The 22082-nt window shown below is 42.2% G+C and carries 16 protein-coding genes; all 16 read right to left on the bottom strand.

The window, feature by feature from the left end; translation table 11 throughout:
- Positions 1–4: 4 nt before the first annotated feature.
- Positions 5–283 carry a DUF503 domain-containing protein gene (locus NSS78_RS08120; RefSeq protein ID WP_012009994.1) on the bottom strand — a complete coding sequence of 93 codons (279 nt, stop codon included), beginning with the start codon at positions 281–283 and terminating at the stop codon, positions 5–7.
- The gene (gene infB / locus NSS78_RS08115; protein ID WP_003212253.1) at positions 280–2400 is read right to left on the bottom strand and encodes a translation initiation factor IF-2; all 2121 of its coding nucleotides are present in this window, start codon (positions 2398–2400) and stop codon (positions 280–282) included. The genes NSS78_RS08120 and infB overlap by 4 nt, the downstream gene beginning before the upstream one ends.
- Positions 2401–2419: 19 nt before the next feature.
- Positions 2420–2722 (bottom strand): YlxQ family RNA-binding protein, encoded by a 303-nt coding sequence (locus NSS78_RS08110; RefSeq protein WP_034619894.1) that lies wholly within the window; start codon positions 2720–2722, stop codon positions 2420–2422.
- On the bottom strand, positions 2715–2999 hold the full coding sequence (locus tag NSS78_RS08105) for a YlxR family protein (RefSeq protein WP_003210758.1): 285 nt from the start codon (positions 2997–2999) through the stop codon (positions 2715–2717). Before NSS78_RS08105 ends, NSS78_RS08110 begins: the two co-directional genes overlap by 8 nt.
- 15 nt (positions 3000–3014) lie before the next feature.
- A complete protein-coding gene (nusA, locus tag NSS78_RS08100) occupies positions 3015–4130 on the bottom strand; it encodes a transcription termination factor NusA (protein ID WP_003211013.1) in 1116 nt (371 codons plus the stop codon).
- A gap of 32 nt (positions 4131–4162) precedes the next feature.
- Complete coding sequence (gene rimP, locus NSS78_RS08095) at positions 4163–4636, bottom strand: ribosome maturation factor RimP (protein ID WP_003211398.1); 474 nt, start codon at positions 4634–4636, stop codon at positions 4163–4165.
- 241 nt (positions 4637–4877) lie between these two features.
- Positions 4878–6008 carry a cellulase family glycosylhydrolase gene (locus NSS78_RS08090; protein WP_212045867.1) on the bottom strand — a complete coding sequence of 377 codons (1131 nt, stop codon included), beginning with the start codon at positions 6006–6008 and terminating at the stop codon, positions 4878–4880.
- Between the two features lie 18 nt (positions 6009–6026).
- Positions 6027–7256, bottom strand: coding sequence for an endo-1,4-beta-xylanase (locus tag NSS78_RS08085; protein WP_212045866.1), 1230 nt, complete (start codon positions 7254–7256; stop codon positions 6027–6029).
- An 84-nt stretch (positions 7257–7340) separates the two neighbouring features.
- Positions 7341–9446 carry a glycoside hydrolase family 48 protein gene (locus tag NSS78_RS08080; protein WP_003210908.1) on the bottom strand — a complete coding sequence of 702 codons (2106 nt, stop codon included), beginning with the start codon at positions 9444–9446 and terminating at the stop codon, positions 7341–7343.
- A gap of 30 nt (positions 9447–9476) precedes the next feature.
- Entirely contained in the window at positions 9477–11327 is a 1851-nt protein-coding gene (locus NSS78_RS08075; RefSeq protein ID WP_253622947.1) for a glycoside hydrolase family 9 protein, read from the bottom strand.
- Between the two features lie 421 nt (positions 11328–11748).
- The gene (locus NSS78_RS08070) at positions 11749–16002 is read right to left on the bottom strand and encodes a PolC-type DNA polymerase III (protein ID WP_233421743.1); all 4254 of its coding nucleotides are present in this window, start codon (positions 16000–16002) and stop codon (positions 11749–11751) included.
- 135 nt (positions 16003–16137) lie between these two features.
- Positions 16138–17835, bottom strand: coding sequence for a proline--tRNA ligase (locus NSS78_RS08065; RefSeq protein WP_335364971.1), 1698 nt, complete (start codon positions 17833–17835; stop codon positions 16138–16140).
- A 79-nt stretch (positions 17836–17914) separates the two neighbouring features.
- Positions 17915–19180 carry an RIP metalloprotease RseP gene (gene rseP / locus NSS78_RS08060; protein ID WP_106055909.1) on the bottom strand — a complete coding sequence of 422 codons (1266 nt, stop codon included), beginning with the start codon at positions 19178–19180 and terminating at the stop codon, positions 17915–17917.
- A gap of 6 nt (positions 19181–19186) precedes the next feature.
- Positions 19187–20338 carry a 1-deoxy-D-xylulose-5-phosphate reductoisomerase gene (gene dxr, locus NSS78_RS08055; RefSeq protein WP_309216707.1) on the bottom strand — a complete coding sequence of 384 codons (1152 nt, stop codon included), beginning with the start codon at positions 20336–20338 and terminating at the stop codon, positions 19187–19189.
- Between the two features lie 39 nt (positions 20339–20377).
- Entirely contained in the window at positions 20378–21172 is a 795-nt protein-coding gene (locus NSS78_RS08050) for a phosphatidate cytidylyltransferase (protein ID WP_003211667.1), read from the bottom strand.
- A gap of 12 nt (positions 21173–21184) precedes the next feature.
- A complete protein-coding gene (locus tag NSS78_RS08045) occupies positions 21185–21967 on the bottom strand; it encodes an isoprenyl transferase (protein ID WP_003212321.1) in 783 nt (260 codons plus the stop codon).
- Positions 21968–22082 lie beyond the last annotated feature (115 nt).

Raw genomic sequence — 22082 nt, 5'->3', positions numbered from 1 at the left:
CTAATTAAAACCACTCAGTTTTCGTGATCGTTCGTTCAATTTCAGGAAAAGAATCAATAAAGCTTAAAACACGCTGCAATTCCTTTTCCACTTGAACCCGAGATGAGGAAATCACGGCGATTCCAATTGATGTACGCTGCCATGTGTCCTGGTAATCCATTTCAGCCATGGTTACATTGAATTTATGGCGCGTTCTTGTCAATATACGCTGAAGAACCGCACGTTTTTCCTTCAGTGAGGAGGCATCATAAATGATGCACTCACATTCGGTATAACCGATCATTTTCTTTCGATTTCTTGCATAACAAATGATTCCAGAACATCGCCTTCACGGATATCATTGTATTTCTTAATGGTAATACCACATTCATAACCTTGTGAAACTTCTTTCACGTCATCTTTGAATCGTTTTAATACGTCGACTTCGCCTTCAAAAATAACGACGCCGTCACGAATTAAGCGGATACCACTATCTCTTGTGATGGTTCCTTCAGTGACATAACCACCAGCAATTGTACCGATTTTAGATACTTTGAACGTTTGACGAACTTCAACTTGACCGATGACTTTTTCTTCATATTCAGGGTCAAGCATTCCTTTCATCGCCGCTTCAATTTCATCGATGACTTTATAAATAATGCGGTGTAAGCGGATATCTACGTTTTCTGTTTCAGCTGTGCTCTTTGCATTTCCATCAGGACGTACGTTAAATCCGATCACGATCGCATTAGAAGCACTTGCTAAAATAATATCAGATTCTGTAATCGCTCCAACACCCGTATGGATGATTTTCACTTTTACGCCTTCTACTTCAATTTTTTGAAGAGCGGCCGTCAGTGCTTCAGCAGAACCTTGTACGTCTGCTTTCACGATCAAGTTGATATCTTTCACTTCACCTTGTTTGATTTGCTCAAATAGGTCATCTAGAGATAATTTCGCTTTGTCTGAACGCTGTTCATCAAGCTGTTTCGAAGCACGCGCCTCACCTACTTGACGAGCTGTTTTTTCATCTTTGAATACGAGGAACTGATCCCCTGCATTTGGTACATCGTTTAAACCAGTGATTTCAACAGGTGTAGATGGTCCTGCTGTTTTCACGCGGCGTCCGATGTCATTGACCATTGCACGAACGCGCCCAAATGTATTTCCGACAACGATTGGGTCACCTACTTGAAGCGTACCAGTTTGAACAAGAAGGGTTGCAACTGACCCTCTTCCTTTATCAAGCTCAGCCTCGATAACAGTCCCTTTTGCCGCACGATTTGGGTTGGCTTTCAGTTCTCCAACTTCGCTGACAAGAAGGATCATTTCGATCAATTCGTCAATGCCTTCACCTGTTTTTGCAGATAGAGGAACGAAGATCGTTTCGCCGCCCCAAGCTTCTGGTACTAGACCATGCTCCGTTAATTCCTGCATCACACGGTCAGGGTTCGCTGTTGGTTTGTCAATTTTGTTGACAGCAACAATGATTGGCACTTCTGCTGCTTTCGCATGGTTAATAGCTTCTACCGTTTGCGGCATCACGCCATCATCTGCTGCCACGACTAGAATGGTTGTATCCGTTACCTCGGCACCACGTGCACGCATCATTGTAAAGGCTGCGTGTCCAGGTGTATCAAGGAACGTGATTTTCTTGCCGTTTTCTTCAATTTGGTATGCACCGATATGCTGCGTGATTCCACCAGCTTCGCCTTCAACGACTTTCGTCTTACGAATGCTGTCAAGAAGCGTTGTTTTCCCGTGGTCAACGTGTCCCATGATCGTCACAACTGGAGGGCGTACTTGCATATCTTCTTCTTTATCTTCCACTTCATACTTTTCAAGTTCAGTTTCTTCTAAAATAATGACTTCCTCTACTGGAACGCCATATTCAGAAGCGATTAGTTCAACTGTATCTTTATCGAGCTCTTGGTTAATGGTTGCCATTACACCAAGCATCATCAGCTTTTTGATAATTTCAGCTGTTTCTTTTCCAAGCTCTTCAGCCAGCTGGCCGACTGTCATTGAATTTGTAAATTCAATTTTTTCAGGAAGCTCTTTCTTAGGCTTCACAGGTCTAGCTTGTTGATGCTGCGATTTGTTATTCCCACCGCGTTTATTTTTGTTTTTGTTTTGGTTGTTGTTTTTTTTGTTTTTATTAAATTGATTATTCTGCACGTCATTCTTCTTTCTATCATTGTTTTTGTTAGATGATTGTTTTTTTTGTTCTGCGGGTTTCTCGTTAGTTGTCTCTTTTGCTTTGGCTTTTTTATAGATAGCGTCTAGCTTTTTCACAGTGTCGTCTTCAAGCGTCGCCATGTGGTTGTTCACTTCCACATTCATATCCTTAAGCGCTGCTATAATATCTTTACTTGAAACATCTATGGCTTTTGCGTATTCATATACTCTCACTTTAGCCATTCGTTCACCCCCAAATAAATTAATCGAGCAAGCTTATAAGCTTCTTAGCGAAGCCTTGGTCAGTGACAGCGACAACTACGCGAGCTTCTTTCCCAATAGAACGTCCGAGAACGGAACGGTCTTCAATTTTTCTAACCGGAACATTATAAAATTTGCATTTGTCAGATACCTTTTTCTCTGTGTTCGGTGAGGCATCTGCTGCAAGAAGAACCAGCTTAGCACGCGCATGTCTAACTTCTTTGATCACAAGATCTTCTCCTGACACGACTTTACGAGCTCGATTTGCTAGACCAAGCAAAGGATACCACTTAGAATCAGTCATTTGGTTTTTTCACCTTTTCAGCTAGTTCTAGTAATTCTTCAAATATGTGTTCGTCAATCTGTGTCTGAAATTGCTGCTGTAAACTGCGTTTGTTCTTTGCCGCAAGAATGGTTTCTTTATCGAGAGAAAGGTAAGCTCCGCGTCCGTTCTTTTTTCCGGTTGCGTCAACAGACACTTCACCTTCTTTAGAACGAACAACACGGATCAGTTCTTTCTTTGGTTTCATTTCTCCCGTCACGACACATTTTCTAAGCGGGATTTTTTTTCGGCTATTCACCTTTTACATCACCTCTTATTCGTCAGATTCCTCAGCTACTGGTTCAGCCTCTAAGAAAAGAGATTCAGAGTCTTCAGTTCTTGGGAAAATACCGAGTTCCCTTGCATCTGTTTCGCTTTTAATGTCAATTTTCCAGCTAGTCAGCTTTGCTGCAAGACGAGCATTTTGACCTCTTTTACCAATGGCTAACGACAGCTGATAATCAGGGACAATGACTGTTGTCGCCTTATCTTCTTCATTCACAATAACATCAAGTACTTTTGATGGACTTAATGCATTGGCAACAAATTCAACCGGGTCATTAGACCAATGGACAATGTCAATTTTTTCGCCTTTTAGCTCGTTGACAATTGCTTGTACACGCTGGCCTTTTGGTCCAACACAAGAACCAACTGGGTCAACATCAGGATCATCCGTACGAACAGAGATTTTAGAACGGTCCCCAGCTTCTCTAGCAACCGATTTAAGCTCTACAGTACCATCATAAATTTCTGGCACTTCAATTTCAAATAAACGCTTTAAAAGACCTGGATGTGTTCTAGACACATAAATTTGTGGTCCTTTTGTTGTTTTTTCGACTTTTGTAATAAACACCTTAATACGGTCATGTGGTTTGTAGTCCTCATTTGGCATTTGTTCGTTGACCGGAAGAAGGGCTTCGATTTTGCCAAGTGACACGTAAATGAATTTACTGTCAATTCGCTGAACGATTCCTGTCATAATGTCTTCCTCGCGATCGATAAACTCAGTGTAGATCACACCTCGCTCTGCTTCTCTCACTCGCTGCGTCACCACTTGTTTCGCAGTCTGAGCTGCAATGCGTCCGAAATCTTTTGGCGTGACTTCAATTTCAACGACGTCACCTACCATGTAATTCGGGTTCATATTGGCTGCATCATCTACAGAGATTTCAAGGCGAGAATCATACACTTCATCTACAACATCTTTTCTTGCAAATACGCGAATTGTTCCCGTTTCGCGGTTTAAATCAACACGAACATTTTGCGCTTGATTAAAGTTACGCTTATATGCAGAAATGAGTGCAGCTTCTATCGCTTCAATAATAATTTCTTTACTAATACCCTTCTCTTTCTCGAGAACAGTCAGGGCATCTAACAACTCACTACTCATTTTTATGGTTCCCCCTTATATCAATGAAAAGGTTAATTGAACGAAACTGCTAATCTTGCGTTAGCTATTTTTTCGTATGGAATATTGATCTCTTTCTTTCTTGTCTTGATCTTCACTGTCACTGTTGCAATCTCACCATCAAAGCTTGTAAGCTCACCTTCAAATGCTTTTTCACCATCAATTGGTTCATATGTTTTCATGAAAACATTTTTTCCAAGTGCTTTTTCAAAATCAGCTTTTTTCTTTAATGGGCGCTCCGCTCCAGGAGAGGACACTTCAAGAAAGTAGTTTTGGCTAATCGGATCTGCCTCATCAAGCTTTTCGCTCAAGGCTTCGCTCACTTTGGCACATTCTTCGATATCGACGCCTTTATCAGAGTCAATAAACACGCGAAGGAACCAGTTTTGACCCTCTTTGACAAATTCAACATCAACGAGTTCAAGCTGTAAGCCATCTAAAATTGGCTGTACCATTTCGCTTACGACATCCACTACTTTTTTGCTCATTCTCTTCCTCCTTGTGCTTTCGATAAACGCTCTTATCAATCATTCTGCATAAAAACCCTGCTTTATGTGAGCAGGGGGAGCAGAAAACGGATGAATAATGTCGAGACAAAAATTGCCTGTTCAATACAAAAGAGCGGGTTTCCCCACTCTTGTCTCGGTAATCGTTAGCATTTCCATAAAAACTATACCATATCCAATTTTTTTATGCAAATGAAGTTCCTTATTCAGCAGGCATTCGCCATCAGTTCTTTTCGTTCATTCTTTTCGCATGTTCACTGATAAGGGCTGCCTCCCTGCTCCCTTTTATGATGCGGAAACCGTCATAATCGGGATAGAGCGAATCATCGTCTTGAATGCTTGTTAAAATCCAAAATTGACTACCAGCCCCTCCGAGCCGCTCAACCGCTGACAGCCAGCTTTGGTATACGTCAGGACGTGCTGATTGATTTTGATAGCCAAACTCTTCTAACACAACTGGTTTTCCGATTGACTTCCCGCGGATGATATGGTCTTCGATCCATTTCACTCCCCAAGCAGCAGACTTGTTCCAATGATCTGGGTACAGATGGTAGGTTCCATAATCGATATTAGAGAGAGCTGTCAAACGGTCCCAATCGACGCCTTCTCCGCCTCTGTAAAACCAATCTTCATGGCCTGGTATGCGAAAAAACCCTTCATCTCCTACTGCAACAAGATGGTGACGATCCAGCGATTTGATCCATGTACTCATTTCATCTGCCCATTTGACTAGTATATTACCCGTTGAATCTGACTGCACACGCGGCTCATTGGCTAGTTCCCAAGTCATAATAGCTGGATCGTCCTTATATTGAACACCTGTGTACGTATTCGTTCTTTCTAAAACATAACGCACATAATTTTTGTAAGCATGTTGAATACGAGGATCTGTATAAAAGGCATCATGTGATCCTGCATTGAACCACTTTACGTATTGATTCATCCCGCCAAAGTCATCCCAATTGTTCACTAGTGGGATGACAAGTTTTATTCCTTCCTGCCCCGCTTTATAAATCGCATAATCTAGTTTTTGAAAACCCGATTCTTCATAGACCCCTGGACTAGATTGTAAAACGGAGTTTTCTTGAGGGGCTCCGTCGTGAAATCCCCAAATACGTAAGACCTTTAAATTCATTGCTTTCATATCATCGAACACTGCATCTACCATCTTTTTAGATTTGTAATGGAAATAGTAATTATTTGTACCAGCAAAGTAAAATGGTTGATTGTTCAGCGTAAATTGTGTGCCAGACGTCTGTACATAAGCGGCGGCTTTAATCGTCAGTGAAAACCATCCGGCCCATATAGCGACCACAAGTATGAAGAAGGACACTCTTTGAGTCCACTTTTTCATTTACATTCTCCTCACAATCTATCCTTCTTCAGGTATGATCACATCTAGCCGAAGTGGTGTTTGTTCATTTGAATCAAGTTCAATTGTCTGCTGTTTCAACAGTTTACTTTCTTTACCGATTCGAATCTCATATGTCCCGTGAAATGCTCGACATGTCACATTGCCATTAGCATCTGTTATTTCAACTCTTTGTGTCGTCCACTCATTTAGAAGCTTTTCGTAACGTCTACCTGCTTCATTTAAAGACCAATCGTAATTCACGATGGCCGCATGCTCACCTCTCCAATGGGCACCTGCCCAAAATCCCCACATTAGCACTCCTTTTACGGCTGGATGACTAAATGCGACACGGTATAAAGCCTCTAGGTTATCCGCTCTTCTATTAGCGTCAGGGTGAACAGAGTCGTACTCTGTAACCCATATAGGAAGTCCAAGCTCAGCAAGCACATCGAGCCTCTCTTTTACAACGGCTGGATCGACCCGTTCTTCAAAATGTCCTTGTACACCAATCGCCTCAATAGGTGCGCCTAACTGACGAAGTTCATTGATATGTGCTTTATAAGCATGGTGCTCACCATATGAGATCACATTATAATCATTCACAAACAATCGTGCTTGAGGGTCAATTTTTTTCGTTTCTTCATACATCCATTTCCAAATATTTTTCCCGAAGCGGTCTTTAAAAAATGAACCATGCATCATTTCATTGTTTACATCCCAGTGACGGAATCTTCCTTTAAAGTGATTGCCCGCATGCTCAAGCCGGTTTTTCATGGCTTCATACACTTCGTGATTCGGTAGTGACCTCAGCCAGCTTGGATTGGCATCCTCTACCTCCCAAAATAAAGCGTGCCCCCTTACTGGAAGTTGATGTTTATCTGCAAAATTCAGCATCGCATCTGCTTTTTCGTAGGTGATTCTCCCTCTTTCCGGCTCATTTGCATACCATTTTGCCTCATTTTCAAAAACAGCCCAATTAAAATGCTTCACAAAAAAATCGGCATATTGTTGATTAAATAACACTTGGTCATTCATCGCTGAACCAAATGCGAATTCATGCCTGATTTGCTTAATCTCAACCTCTATACCTGCTATTGGCTTTTTATCGTGATTTGTGACGTTTATTTCAAGATCTCTTTGTCTATGCTCTGAGATTCGATCATTCGCCTCTTTTTTCCACATCAGATTGATCTGCTCATTTTCGCCCTTGTTTATTGATTGATGAAGAAAACTTCTTTCTTTGACCATGTAAAAACACCCTTATCTTCACTGTATTTATATTTCTTAAACAAACTGCCGGCTCAAAGAAACCGGCAGCTTAAATTTCACCTGCTAGTTGATTAGACGATGATATTCTGCGTAGGCAGTGGCCATATCCACTTGTGACCAAAAACGGTGATAGGTGAAAACCGGTGCCCCATTCTCCCATTTGCCTGTTGCTTCATTAAATGAAGACTGATATTTACTCTCGAGTGAAGACCATGCTGGATCTTGTTTAATGTTTGGACGAAGATCAGCAAAACTCGTATAGACCCCATTACCTCCTCGCTGCGGATCAGAAGGAATAGTGCTTGATCCAGGAATCTGATTCCCTTGACCAAAGGTCCCGCTCCAACCATTTGGGAAATACACTTCTTTTTTAAAGAAGCGGTCATAGTCCTCTCTGTCTTCCTCTGTCACAATGCCCACGCCATCATTGTAATTCCACGCCACCTCAAGGAGCTGTGCGGCTGCATCTTTCGCTTTTACGCCAAGCGCTGTATAATCCCCTGTTTCTAGCTTAGTAGCAGCAGCAAAGAATGTTAAAGCCTTGACGAGACTCCCTAGTACGCCCGTATCCTGAGTTGGATCTTTTGTGACAGCTGTTAGGTTTGGATTTCCTGTTGCAGACTGGAACCCATTCCAAGTATCAGGCTGTCCGCTCCATGCAATATTTCCAGGAAGCCAAAACTCGCCAGGTGCACTCGTTGTAGCCACAGCAGCATTTGTTCCTCCTAGAATTCTTTGTCCTTGGTCATCTAAGAAATACCCCTCTTCATCCGACACAGGACGGCTGCCGATAAAAATGTAATCTAATGCATAGTCGACCCATTTTGTGATACAAGATTTCGCCATTTGGACATTTTCAGAAGTTTTGTCTCCATCTTTCACAAAAATATAATAAAGCTCTGCTACGCGCTCCATCGGCCATGCCTGCATCCCGAACCAGTTATTAGAAGGTGGATCATGGTAAACAGGTGCATCCTCGTATGCCATATCGTAAAAAGTACTTCTTCCCGCCGGATATGCACTATAGTCTCCATTCCAGCTATTGGTTGCGCCTCCTGCTATCGCTCCCTCTTTTGATTGAAGCCATACATAAAATTCAAGCTGCCTTTTTAATGTTTTTTCCCAATCGCTTGCACCGGTAGCGGAAGATGGCTTTAAACCACCTTTGTCTGAGGACAAAGCATAAGCGGCGACAGGGTTTTGATACCCTTGGTGGCAGTGGCTCGCTCCGATACGCCATGACCAGTTTGCATAGTCGCCAAGTCCTCCGCCCCAAGAGGTATACCACGCCATTAAGTAATGACAGGCACCCTTTCCGTTTCCAGGGTACGGATTCCCTTGCTTGCCGCTTCCAATCGTTTGAAAATACTTATCGTACATACCGTAACGGAGAAAATCACCCATTTTTTTCGCTTTATCAAGATAGGTTGAATTATTGTAGCCGAGTTCCTTTGCCCAATACATCGCTTGTATTGCACGCGCATCAGCATCCGTCGCATTGGTATAGCGCCACTGAGCAGCTGGTGCTTGGTTTTCTTTTGTGAACAAGCTCATAAAGCCTTCATTTGGCTTCCCAAAAGATTGATCATCTTGTGATGGATGTGGGATCGCCTCCCATACAGATTCCTGCGGCCCGCGCTGGAACGTGTTTACATATGCGGCTGTATGTGATGGATTGAGTAAGTTCCCATATTTATACCAGTTATCGACATCAAGCAGCCAGTGCATTAAATACGTTTCATTCGTTCCATAGGTTGATTTCAATTCACCATCAATCGGATCTTGACCAGCAGGACGAGCTCCGCTCAGCTGACTAGGATATTGATCTGGATATGGTTTTTCCGCTGCGTATGTGGCTGGGCTAGAAGGATTGTAGGCGCTCATATGCGGCTGCTCATCATTTCCATCTTCATTTACTGGGATGATGTACTTCTCCATATTGTCCCAGGCTGCCTCTAATTTGCTCCAATCCCCTGTGTAATGTCCGTACAACACCTCTAGCCACAGCCAATAGCTATACGCTTCTGACGTTGTCATATGCCCATAATCAGGCGCTTCGCAAATAAGCGTCTCAATTGAATGATACGGAATTCCTTCTGATGAAAAATATCCATTCCCATCACTTTTAATTTGATGATAAAGCGTTAAAAACCGTTCTTTGTTTGACAAATCCTTCACCCTTTCAAAAAATCTTGATTTTTATTTGTCTGGAAGTGTACCAAATACTAAAGCACCATCATCAAAAACAGGAATTCTCGTTGTTTTTTGCATATTGGATGTTAAGCCTTGAAAGGAATAATCATTTGAGGCATCCCATATATTCGACCCATTTGGTGCAGATAATCGAAATTGTATTTCCTTCTTATGCTCTGATTCTCCTCCAGGAAAAATCGCTACGCCTGTAAAATCAATTTCTGCATAATACACGTGAGCTGATGCGTCATATACCTTGATCGGAGATAAGGAAGCGCCTTCATTGTAGGCGGCTGTCACTTGAATATCTTTTTCAGTGAATCCCTTTGCAAAGACCTCACTCAGATTGACGTAATATCTAAAGGAGAGCGTTTGACTACGTCTCGCCGGCCATCCGGACCGGTTGTATAGAACCGCCTTTACTTGAGTAGATGTTGCATCGTTATTCATCACTGCTGCCTCTACAAAAAACTCATCCTCTGGTTGTTCTTGAGGCGGGAAATTGGGCAGCTTTGATTGCCCTTTTCCAAACAGCTGCACCATTTTGGCTATATTTCCTGTAAAAGCGGCATTATAGTCCGTCGCCACCTCGTTTGATACATAATCAGAGATGTCATCGTCATATTGATCCTGTGCATTTGGTCCGCCAACGAGCGCCCCATAAAGAGTGTGACGATGATTCGAAGGATTTGTCAGCTGATTAGACCATGAACCGTGTGCAGTTCGGTGGTGTGGATGCTTCGGCGGGTTCTGGCCAAACCCAACGACATAGCTTCTATTAAGCGGATTATCACCAAGCATATAGTGAGTTTGGTTGATCGCAAACGTTTGGTATCGATTCTTTTTTTCTTCATCTGACACCCAATCAGCGTAAACAAAGGCTAAAAATGCTGCATTTGCTGTATAACGAAGCGAGCCCCATTGGTCAAGCCATGCCAAACCGCCAGGCGTATAAGTGATTCTTTCGACTTTTCCATTTTGAACAAAACCTGTGGTCCAGTAATCAAGATTACGCTCTGTCGATTCTATAAATCGATTCTCTTTCGTGATTCTGGCGAGTAAGATTTGCGAAGCAAAAAAAGTATTGTCCCAGGACATGGTAAACGTATAATCCCAATCCTTCGGCCATTCCTCTACTGCTTTTAATGCTTGATTTAAATAGGTTTCTTCATTTGTTGCCAAGTACAGCCAGATTCCGCCCCAAATGAGTTCATCAATATAGCCGCTCCATGAGTTGTAAAACGGCTGAGCGTTTGTGACACAATCTGTATACTCGCCGCGATACCTGTCAGCAAATGCATACAGCTGTTTCGCGTGCGTCAGAAGCTTTGCTGCATAAGGGGCATCTGTCTCTTTAAAAATGATAGAGCCCGCTGCTAAAGCTGCCGCAGTTTGTGCGGCCACTTCTGTTCCTGGACAATTTTCATCAATTTTAAAAGCTGGCCGGCTCATCGGCATCACTTCTGCCGGTCCCCACCAAGCATGATCAGCGTTCCCATCACCTACCTGCGCCCAAAACTCGTTCGGACCTGTATGAGCTTTCAAAAAATAATCTGTTGCCCACCTGATTTGATCGAGGATGTCATCAAGCAGTTCTGCCTCTTCATAGGCTTCTCGGTATTCATATACTGTCCATGCAAGCACAGCTGCTGAGTACGCCATTGGAAGTCCAAATTTCACATGATCACCTGCGTCATACCAGCCGCCAGTTAAGTCATGCCCTACATCCTTCCCGTCCTCTAGTCCAGAATCTCCCCGCCAGTTGAGACGGCTGCTTTTAGGCAGTTTTCCAGACCGCTGCGCTTCATAAAACAACAAGGATTTTTGAAGAACCTCTACATAGTTATACGATGCCATTTCTGTATGACTCACCCCTTCTATTTAGTCAAACATGAATAGACAAGCCACCTCCTTTGATTCAGAACGTGATTTGAACAGCTTTGAAAAGAATCAAATATGTTTCAAAAATAAGCATAGTAAACAGCAATCAGCTTTGCGCTCATCGAAGTTTTTTTCTCTTGATTCTTTCTGTGACTGTACCCAGAATGATCATATGTCGATTGAGAACATTTCAGACGGCGAAATTCTCTTTTTTGCTCTATTTGGGTAGAAAGAATGACATACAATCTCTTCTTTTAAAACATCACGCTAAATCAAGGTATATGAATGAATTAGAAAATGATTCCATTTGGTGGAAATTCTTTATTAGTTAACATAATAATATTATTGTATATATAAAAAAGAAACGCCCCTTTAAGGGCGCTCTTCATTGATCGCATTAAAACAAAGAAAGCTGGTTTTGATCAGGAAGTGCTTCTAAGCAGCCTTGACGATCTAAATATTCTAGAATCGTTTTCGACACTTTTCCGCGTTTTTGTAAATCTTCTTTTGAAAGGAATTCCCCATCTTGACGTGCGCGAACAATATTTAACGCAACGTTCGTTCCGAGTCCAGGGATTGAGTTGAATGGCGGAATTAATCCATCTCCATCAATGATAAACTCTGTTGCACTTGATCGATAGAGATCCACTTTTTTGAAATGGTAGCCTCTTTCACACATTTCAAGGGCAAGCTCTAGTACAGTTAATAGGTTCTTTTCTTTCGGTGATGCATCTAAACCTTTTGAGTTAATATCGTCCATGACCGCTCGAATCGCATTCGATCCTTTTGTCATTGTTTCAATATCAAAGTCATCTGCACGAACGGTAAAGTAAGCCGCATAGTATAAAAGTGCATGATGCACCTTAAAGTAGGCAATCCGTACAGCCATTAATACATAAGCAGCTGCGTGGGCCTTAGGGAACATGTATTTGATCTTTTTGCAAGAATCAATATACCAGTTCGGTACATTATTATTCTTCATTTCTTCTTCCCATTCAGGGGGAAGTCCTTTTCCTTTACGAACAGACTCCATGATTTTAAAGGCAAGTGACGGCTCTAAGCCCTGATAGATGAGATAGACCATAATATCGTCACGGCACCCAATCACTTCACTTAGTTCACACGTTTTATTGTGAATGAGCTCTTGCGCGTTCCCGAGCCATACATCCGTCCCGTGTGATAAACCAGAGATCTGAACGAGCTCTGAGAAGGTTGTTGGTTTTGTATCCTCAAGCATTTGCCGAACAAACCTTGTCCCAAACTCTGGAATACCGAGTGTACCTGTTTTACAGCCAATTTGCTCCTCTGTTACACCAAGAGGCTCTGTTCCTTGGAAAATTTTCATCACTTCTGGATCATCTGTTGGAATCGTCTTTGGATCAATTCCGCTTAAATCTTGAAGCATACGAATAACCGTAGGATCATCGTGCCCTAATATATCAAGTTTGAGCAAGTTGTCATGGATTGAGTGGAAATCAAAATGCGTCGTTTTCCAATCAGAACCTGTCGCATCTGCTGGAAATTGAATAGGTGAGAAATCGTAAATGTCCATATAATCCGGCACTACAATAATACCGCCTGGATGCTGGCCCGTTGTCCGTTTTACCCCTGTACAGCCTTGTACAAGCCGGTCGATTTCTGCGCCCCTCATATGAAGATTATGATCTCCAGCGTAGCCTTTCACGTAACCATATGCTGTTTTTTCTGCAACAGTACCAATCGTACCTGCTCGGTATACATACTCTTCACCGAACAGCTCTTTCGTATAGTTATGGGCAATCGGTTGATATTCACCTGAGAAGTTCAAGTCGATATCAGGGACTTTGTCTCCTTTAAAACCTAAGAACGTTTCAAACGGAATATCATGTCCGTCTTTTTTGTACGGCGTGCCACATTCCGGGCAGTCCTTGTCAGGAAGGTCAAAGCCTGAACCAACAGATCCGTCGTTAAAGAACTCGGAATGCTTACAGCTTGGACATACATAATGCGGCGCAAGCGGGTTCACTTCGGTAATCTCTGTTAAAGTTGCAACAAGAGATGAGCCGACAGATCCCCTTGAACCAACAAGATATCCGTCATCAAGTGATTTCTTTACAAGCTTATGAGAGATTAAGTAAATAACGGCGAATCCATGCCCGATAATACTTTTTAATTCTTTCTCAATACGGTCTTCTACGATTTTCGGCAAATCATCTCCATAGATGCTGCGCGCCATTTGATAGCTCATTTCCCGTACTTCTTCATCTGCACCTTCAATTTTTGGTGTGTATAGGTCATCTTTGATTGGTTTAATGCTTTCGACCATCTCAGAGACTTTTTTCGTATTCGTCACGACGATCTCTTTCGCTTTTTCCTCTCCTAGAAAGGAGAATGCTTCGAGCATTTCATCTGTCGTTCTAAAATGAACTTTTGGCAGTTCATGACGATTCAGCGGATTTGCTCCACCTTGTGATGAAATTAAGATTTTACGATAAATTTTGTCTTCTGGATGCAGATAATGCACATTTCCGGTTGCTACGACTGGTTTATTCAGCTTTTCGCCAAGCTTCACAATGTTTGTGATGATTTCTTTTAACGCACGTTCATCTCGAACAAGCTCCAGCTGTAGCAGATGCTGATACACTTCTGGCGGATGAACTTCTAAATAGTCATAAAATGCTGCAATGTCTTCCACCTCATCAGGTGATTTTTGCATCATTCCTTCAAACACTTCACCCTTATCACAGGCAGACCCAATAATTAAACCTTCTCGATATTTCTCAAGCTGTGAGCGCGGAATGCGCGGCACTCGGTAGAAATAATGAATATGAGAAAGAGAAACAAGCTTGAATAAATTTTTCAGCCCTGTCTCATTTTGTGCGATCAGAATGGCATGGTAAGGACGTGAGCGCTGGTAAGCATTAGACTGACCCATGTTTTCATTCAATTGATCGTGATAGGCAATATCCTTTTCAGCCGCATCTTTTAGCATTTTCAGCATGAGGTAGCCTGTCGCCTCTGCATCGTAAATGGCCCGGTGATGCTGCGTCAGTTCTATATCGAACTTTTTACAAAGTGTGTTCAGCCGGTGATTCTTAAATTCAGGGTAAAGGAATCGGCCAAGTTCCAGTGTATCAATCACAGGGTTTGACGCTTTATCTGTTTTTAACAGGCGTTTGTACGCTGTATTTAAAAAGCCCATATCAAAGCTTGCATTGTGCGCAACAAGTATATCTTGTCCAATCCATTCTTTGAAATCCCGTACGACATCGACGACATCTGGAGCATCTCTGACCATATCATCCGTGATACCTGTTAATTCGATCGTTGTCGCTGATAGTGGGTGATGAGGATTTGCAAATGCCTCAAAACGGTCAATGATTTCTCCGCCCTTTATTTTCACTGCTGCCAGCTCAATAATCGTGTCATACACAGCTGAAAGTCCAGTTGTCTCTACGTCAAATACAACATATGTTGCATCCTCTAACAAACGGTGCTCTGGATTATAGGCAATAGGTACTCCGTCGTCAACCAAGTTGATTTCCACACCATACATCATTTTGATGTCATGCTTTTTACTTGCTGCATACGCATCTGGGAAGGATTGTACAACCGCATGATCCGTCAGAGCAATCGCTTCATGTCCCCATTTTTTTGCTTGTTCCACCAACTTGCCGATGCCAGTAACAGCATCCATTTGACTCATTGGGGAATGCAAATGAAGCTCGACACGCTTTTCACCCTCAGGTGCCGTATCCTCTTTCAGCTGAGGTTTCATTTCATTGACGTCATTGGCAATCATGACAAGGTCTCTAACAAACGTATCGTTTTGAATGCTTCCTCTTGCTTTGACCCACATGCCTTTTTTCAATGATTTCATCAGCTGGGCATCTTCTTTTTCTCTTGCAAACATTTTAATTAAAATACTGTTTGTATAATCTGTAATTTTAAAGATACAAAGCGTTCTGCCGCTTTTCAGCTCACGCGTTTCTGCATCGAATACGTAGCCCTGGACGGTGATTCTTCTTTCCTCATCCATAATACTATCAAGCGTACGAATTTCTTCATTGTCTTTAATTTGATAGCCAATCATGAGTGGGCCAGACGGACCTTCTTCCTGCTCCTCACTTTCCTTCTTCTCCATCTCAGTGAGGGCTTGCATCGCTCTTTCTTGATCTTCTGCAAGCTTTTGTTCTCTGAACTTCTGAATCTCTTGATCTGATACAAAAATTTCTGTATCAAATTGCAATTCTGGAAAGCCTACTTGTTTAAAAGCAGCCTGGAGCATTGGACTGTACTTCTTCTTGATGGCCAAAGCCTCTGTTTCGCTTTTCGTTTTGATGATGATTTTATGTCCAGACAGCGATGGTTTTTGCTGCTGAAGCAAGCTGATAATTGGAGGAGAAATTCCTTGAAGCTCTTCCACACAATGTGACCAATACGATTGAACGAGCTCTTCAGAGATGCTCGAATCATTGACTTCAATCGTGCAAGTGACTTGTGCAATATGAGAAAATGCATTTGTCAGCCTGCTGAGAAACATTGCATATACCTTGTAAGGCAAAAGCGCCTTAAATTTAAAAAGGAAATGCCACGTTTTCGCCGCCTTATGCACCGTCAATTTGACGATTTCTCCTTCTTCAAAGTAACGACTGAGGTCATCATCTGTCATTTGAATCTGATTGAGTAATATATGAAATTGCCGCCGTGTGATCGGTAATTGTTCATCCAAGACAGGACCCTCCTTTTGTCAATCAGAAAGGTACCTCTTTTCTACAGGAGGTACCTTCATTTTTTTGTTCGTTTTTTATGCTTGGCGTATAAAAGAAATCAGCTCATCAACAGATACTTCGTGTGATTCCCCTGATTTTCTAAACTTCACTTCAACAATGCCTTCTTCTGAACGTTTTCCGCAGCTAATGCGAATTGGCAGCCCAATTAAATCACTGTCTGCAAATTTCACGCCTGCTCGCTCCTGACGGTCATCGAAAAGTACGTCAAAGCCCTCATCTTCTAAGCGCTCGTATAACGTTTCAGCTAGCTCTTTTTGAGCATCGTTTTTCATATTTAATGCAAGGAGATGAAGGTCATATGGCGCAACAGCTTCCGGCCAAATGATTCCTTTCTCATCGTGATGCTGTTCAACAATCGCTGAAAGCGTTCTAGAGATACCGATACCATAGCAGCCCATAATCATTGGCTGCGCTCGACCATTCTCATCAAGGTACGTCGCATCCATTGACTCAGAATAACGAGTGCCTAGTTTAAAGACTTGTCCTACTTCAATCCCTTTAGCAAACTGGATTGTGCCTTCTCCATCTGGAGAAACGTCGCCTTCTTGGATCAAACGGAGATCTGTGAATTCTTTCACTGACACATCACGCGCAGGATTGACATTGATATAGTGATAATCCGCTTCGTTTGCACCTGCAACAGCATTTGTCATGCCTTTAACCGCAAGGTCTGCATAAATATCGACTTCTGCTTCCAGCTTCACTGGACCAACAAATCCAGGCTCTGTTCCAATGACTTCTAGTACTTCTTCGCGAGTAGCAAGCTCTACAAGCTGTGCTCCTACCAAGTTTTTCACTTTCACATCATTTACTTCATGGTCGCCTCTCGTCAGGATGAGAACATACGCATCATCTGCTTTAAACAAAACAGACTTGATACAAAGAGAAGGATCAACTTCTAAAAATCCAGCGATGTCTTGAATCGTTTTTGCTTGCGGTGTATGGACTTTTTCAAGTTCTTTGAAGTCCGCAGGATTTGCTTCTTCTCTTTGATATACAGCTTCAGCCATTTCAATGTTCGCAGCATAGGAAGATGTATCAGAGTATGCGATTGTATCTTCTCCTACTTCTGACAGTGCCATAAACTCATGTGTATCTTTTCCTCCCATTGCACCAGAATCTGCAATAACTGGTCTAAAATTAAGACCTACTTTTGAGAATACATTGGAGTAAGCTGTAAACATCTTGTTGTAAGTGTCATCAAGGCTTTCTGGTGAAGAATGGAATGAGTACGCATCCTTCATAATAAATTCACGTCCCCGCAGTAGCCCAAAACGCGGTCTCTGTTCGTCGCGGAATTTTGATTGAATTTGATAAAGAGTTAAAGGAAGCTTCTTATACGATTTCACTTCGCTGCGTACAAGTGATGTAATCACTTCTTCGTGCGTTGGGCCAAGTGCAAACTCACGGCCATGACGATCTTTCATACGCATCAATTCTGGACCGTATGTATACCATCTTCCTGACTCTTGCCACATTTCTGCCTGCTGCAGCACTGGCATTAACAGCTCAGCTGCTCCCGCCTTTTCCATCTCCTTGCGAACGATGGATTGAATATGCTGGATGACTTTATGAGCAAGCGGCAGATAATGATAGATTCCGCTTGTGTTTTGTCTAATGAACCCAGCTCTTACTAAGAGCTGGTGACTTTTTGCCTCAGCATCTGCTGGCACCTCTCGAAGAGTTGGTATGAAAGTCAGGGATTGTCTCATGTCGTTACACCTCATTTATGAAATAGGACTTCTCACAAAAACTCTTGTTTCCCGTAATGAGAAACAAGAGACATTGGTTTTATAAAAATAATCGCTGGATGTCATTCCACGTAACCACTAGCATTAACAGCATGAGGAATGCAACACCGATAAAGACAACAAGTGCTTCTTTCTCACGATTAATTGGTTTACCGCGAATGGCTTCAACAAACAAGAATAGTAAACGTCCTCCGTCTAGTGCAGGAATCGGCAATAAATTCACGATACCTAAGTTAATACTAAGGAACGCCGCAAACTGCATTAATGTTAACACACCTTGCTTAGCTACTTCTCCTGTCATGTCATAGATCCCAACAGGACCTGCTAACATATCTAGTGAAAATTGCCCTGTGACAATCTTTTGTAAGTTCGTTAAAATCAGACCTGCTGTTGAAATCACAGTCGTTCCTGAGGATGAAATAACCTTCAGAAATCCATTTTCCGTTGGCGGATAAGATCCGAAACGGCCAATGTTTTTTCCGTCTGCTTTCACAGCTTCTGGTACAACCTGCACAGTGCTTTCTTTGCCGTCTCGGTCAATGACGACATTCATTTTTTTCTCAGGGTTCTTTTGAACAGTTTGAACGACGTCTGTCCAAGAATTCATTTTATCCCCGTTAATGGACACGATGTGGTCCCCCTGCATGAGTCCAGCTTCTGCCGCTCGGCCGTCTTTCGTCAGCTTGCCGAGTACAGGATCATCAACGGTGACCCCTTGAATAAACCCTAAAGCAACTAAAATCACATACGCCAAGATAAAGTTCATAATCGGTCCAGCTGCGATCGCTTTAATACGCTGCCATACCGTTTTTGATCCAAATTGACGATTGTACGGTGCGATTTGAATTTCTTCACCATCTGCAATATAAAAGCTTGTTTGACTTACATTGTAGCCAGTCAAAATATCTTCATTTCCAGCTTCATATCCTGAGATTCTCATCGCATGATCTAAATCAATCTGCTCAACTTCGATGACAAGTGCATCAGGATATTTTTCTTTATCATTTAAAATGATTTTTTCTACTTCATTTTGCTCATTGAATAAGAGCCCCACTGTATGACCTGGTTTAATTTCAATGACTTCAGGGTCCTCTCCTGCCATTTTAACAAATCCGCCAATAGGGAGAAGTCTAATGGTATAAACGGTTTCTTTTCGTTTAAAGGAGAAAATCTTCGGCCCAAAACCAATTGCGAACTCACGGCATAAAATCCCCGCTCGCTGCGCCATAATTAAATGGCCAAGCTCGTGGAAAAAAACGAGCGTTCCAAAAATAATAATAAACGCAATCACTGTATTCACGAACATACCACCTTATGTGAGGATTGATTGAACAAAGTCTCGTGTATCTTTGTCCACTTCATGGATATCTTGCAAACTAGGCGTTGAAATCACATGATGTCTGTTTAGTGCCTTTTCAATCAATTCTTCAATTTGCAGGAATGTTACTTTGCCTTTCAGAAATGCATCGACTGCCATTTCATTTGCTGCATTGAGCACAGCAGGCATTGTCCCTCCTATTTTACCTGATTCATAAGCAAAATGTAAGCAGCGATACCTGTCAAAATCCGCTTTTTGGAAATTCAATTGTCCAATCTCCCAAAGGTTCAATGATTTTGCTTCTGGTAATGGCGCCCTGTCAGGGTATGTGAGTGCATATTGAATGGGCACTCTCATGTCAGGTGTCCCTAACTGAGCCATGACGCTTTTGTCGTGAAATTCCACCATCGAATGGATAATGCTCTCTTTATGTAACAGCACATCAATTTGTTCATACGGTATATCAAACAACCAATGTGCCTCAATCACCTCGAGCCCTTTATTCATCATCGTCGCTGAATCAATGGTAATTTTCGCTCCCATCGACCAGTTTGGGTGGTTCAGCGCTTCTTCAACCGTAACACCTTCAAGTTCAGTTCGTTTTTTATCTCGGAAACTACCACCTGAGGCTGTCACGATTAAGCGTTCAATGTTTTTAGCTTGTTCACCTTGCAGGCATTGAAAAATAGCGGAATGCTCACTATCGACAGGAAGTAAAGGTACATCATATCTTTTCGCGTACTCTTTTACTATATGACCAGCTGTCACAAGTGTTTCCTTATTTGCGAGTGCAATCGTCTTTTTTTGTTCAATGGCCTTTAATGTTGGAACAAGCCCGACACTTCCGACAAGGGCATTGACCACAACGTCCACTGCTCCATAGGTCGCTGCTTCGATGTTGGTTTCATCACCAGCAGCCATCTTGACATCGTATTCAAATGAATGACCCTTTAGCGTGTGATAGGCCTCTTCACTTAAGCATCCGACAAATTCAGGCTGAAACTGTTCAATGATTGGTATGGCTTTGTCTACATTTCGGCCAAACGTCATGGCTTTTAGCTTAAATTTGTCTGGGTGCTGCCTCATCACATCTAATGTTTGTTCTCCAATTGATCCTGTTGCGCCTAATAGCGAAATATATCTCAAATTGCCACTCCTTCTCTCGTTCAATAAGTTTCTATGAGGTTAGCTGGCAAACGTTGCAAGCAATAAATATAAAAACGGCAGAACGAATAAAAAGCTGTCAAACCTGTCCAAAATCCCGCCATGTCCAGGGAGAATTGTCCCTGAATCCTTCACGTGGTAATGACGCTTTAAAGCAGATTCCACAAGGTCGCCAAGCTGTCCAAAGATACTGAGCAAAAGCGTAATAAACATAACGAGCAGATATGATGGCAAAAATCCTGTAATCGCCTGAAACACAAATGACAACACGACCGCTGTGACGATTCCGCCGATAAATCCTTCTACTGTTTTGTTTGGGCTGATCTCTGGCCAGAGCTTTCGTTTCCCCATCGATTTCCCAATAAAATAGGCACCTGAGTCAGTGGACCAAATAATCACTGCTGCGAAGAAGATCGCACTCATGCCATATAAGCCTCTAATTTGAATAAAATAATAGAAACTGACGCCAATATATAATGTCGCTAATATTACAAAAGCAACCTCATCGAATGTGAAAGAGTTTTTGCTCAACACTGTATAAGTTAAAAGAATTAAGACTGCAAATAAAGCAATCTGCATTTTTGATGCGTCTACGTTCGGGAAGAAGCTATTCTCTCCGCCCATTAAAAGCCAAAGCAATATTAAGCTGACAATACCAGGAAAGCTAAAAATCGATATCTTTTTCATTCTTAGAAGCTCAAAGAGAGCGACACTTCCCATTAAGTAAATCAGCAGGGTAAATGGCATCTGTCCATATATAACTGCAAGTAAAAAGACTGCAGCTGCCAAAACACCCGTCAAAATTCTTTGTTTCATCTGCACCACCCTCTAAATTCCACCGAACCTCCGGCCGCGGCGCTGGTATTCTCCGATAGCGCCTATAAGATGCTCATCAGAAAAGTCAGGCCAAAGCACATCCGTAAAGACAAATTCGCTGTACGCAATTTGCCAAAGCATGAAGTTGCTTAATCTAATTTCTCCACTTGTGCGAATAAGCAAATCCGGATCTTGAAGAGATTCTGTCATTAAATAAGCTGAAAACATCTCTTCTGTGATGTCTTCTGCTTGAAGCTTACCTTCTTTGACTTTTTCAGAAATTTGTCTGCATGCGGAGACGATTTCTGTGCGCCCTCCATAGTTGAGCGCAAAATTCAAAATGAGCCCGTCGTTATTCGTCGTACTCTTTACTGCATTCTCCACCGCTCTTTTCGTATGCTGCGGGAGGCCGTCTGGATCACCTGTTAAGCGAACACGGACATTTTCCTCGATGAGCTCGGGCAGGTAGATGTTTAAAAATTCTTCAGGAAGTTTCATTAAAAAGTCTACTTCTAGTTTTGGACGCTTCCAATTTTCTGTAGAGAAAGCATACAAAGTCAGCACTTTGACATTCAGCTCATTTGCAAGCTTTGTCATGCGCTTGACGACTTTCATTCCTTCATGATGTCCTGCTACCCGCGGAAGAGCACGTTTTTTTGCCCATCTTCCGTTCCCATCCATGATAATGGCGATATGTTCAGGAATTTCTCCATTTAATATGTCTTCTTTTGTCAGACTTTCTAAGTTGGAAGCTGCAGTTTGCTGATTCTTCCAATTTTTGAGTATATTGAGCATGAGATTCCTCCATCACCCAAAAAGGTTGCGTTTCCGCTAATAATATAGTCACCAACAGTATTAACAAAAAAACCCCCTGTAAACATGAAGAGGGTCTTTTCACTATTATCTATTG

The organism is Bacillus sp. FSL W8-0920 (genome assembly GCF_038593215.1).
In the GTDB taxonomy this organism is placed as follows: Bacteria; Bacillota; Bacilli; order Bacillales; family Bacillaceae; genus Bacillus; species Bacillus pumilus.
This window is presented reverse-complemented; position numbering and strand designations above follow the sequence as displayed.

Bases quoted from the DNA above. Each gene is read 5' to 3' on its own strand.
- NSS78_RS08120 (WP_012009994.1), bottom strand. From the start codon at position 283: ATGATCGGTTATACCGAATGTGAGTGCATCATTTATGATGCCTCCTCA.
- infB (WP_003212253.1), bottom strand. From the start codon at position 2,400: ATGGCTAAAGTGAGAGTATATGAATACGCAAAAGCCATAGATGTTTCA.
- NSS78_RS08110 (WP_034619894.1), bottom strand. From the start codon at position 2,722: ATGACTGATTCTAAGTGGTATCCTTTGCTTGGTCTAGCAAATCGAGCT.
- nusA (WP_003211013.1), bottom strand. From the start codon at position 4,130: ATGAGTAGTGAGTTGTTAGATGCCCTGACTGTTCTCGAGAAAGAGAAG.
- rimP (WP_003211398.1), bottom strand. From the start codon at position 4,636: ATGAGCAAAAAAGTAGTGGATGTCGTAAGCGAAATGGTACAGCCAATT.
- NSS78_RS08090 (WP_212045867.1), bottom strand. From the start codon at position 6,008: ATGAAAAAGTGGACTCAAAGAGTGTCCTTCTTCATACTTGTGGTCGCT.
- NSS78_RS08085 (WP_212045866.1), bottom strand. From the start codon at position 7,256: ATGGTCAAAGAAAGAAGTTTTCTTCATCAATCAATAAACAAGGGCGAA.
- NSS78_RS08075 (WP_253622947.1), bottom strand. From the start codon at position 11,327: ATGGCATCGTATAACTATGTAGAGGTTCTTCAAAAATCCTTGTTGTTT.
- NSS78_RS08070 (WP_233421743.1), bottom strand. From the start codon at position 16,002: ATGACAGATGATGACCTCAGTCGTTACTTTGAAGAAGGAGAAATCGTC.
- NSS78_RS08065 (WP_335364971.1), bottom strand. From the start codon at position 17,835: ATGAGACAATCCCTGACTTTCATACCAACTCTTCGAGAGGTGCCAGCA.
- rseP (WP_106055909.1), bottom strand. From the start codon at position 19,180: ATGTTCGTGAATACAGTGATTGCGTTTATTATTATTTTTGGAACGCTC.
- NSS78_RS08050 (WP_003211667.1), bottom strand. From the start codon at position 21,172: ATGAAACAAAGAATTTTGACGGGTGTTTTGGCAGCTGCAGTCTTTTTA.
- NSS78_RS08045 (WP_003212321.1), bottom strand. From the start codon at position 21,967: ATGCTCAATATACTCAAAAATTGGAAGAATCAGCAAACTGCAGCTTCC.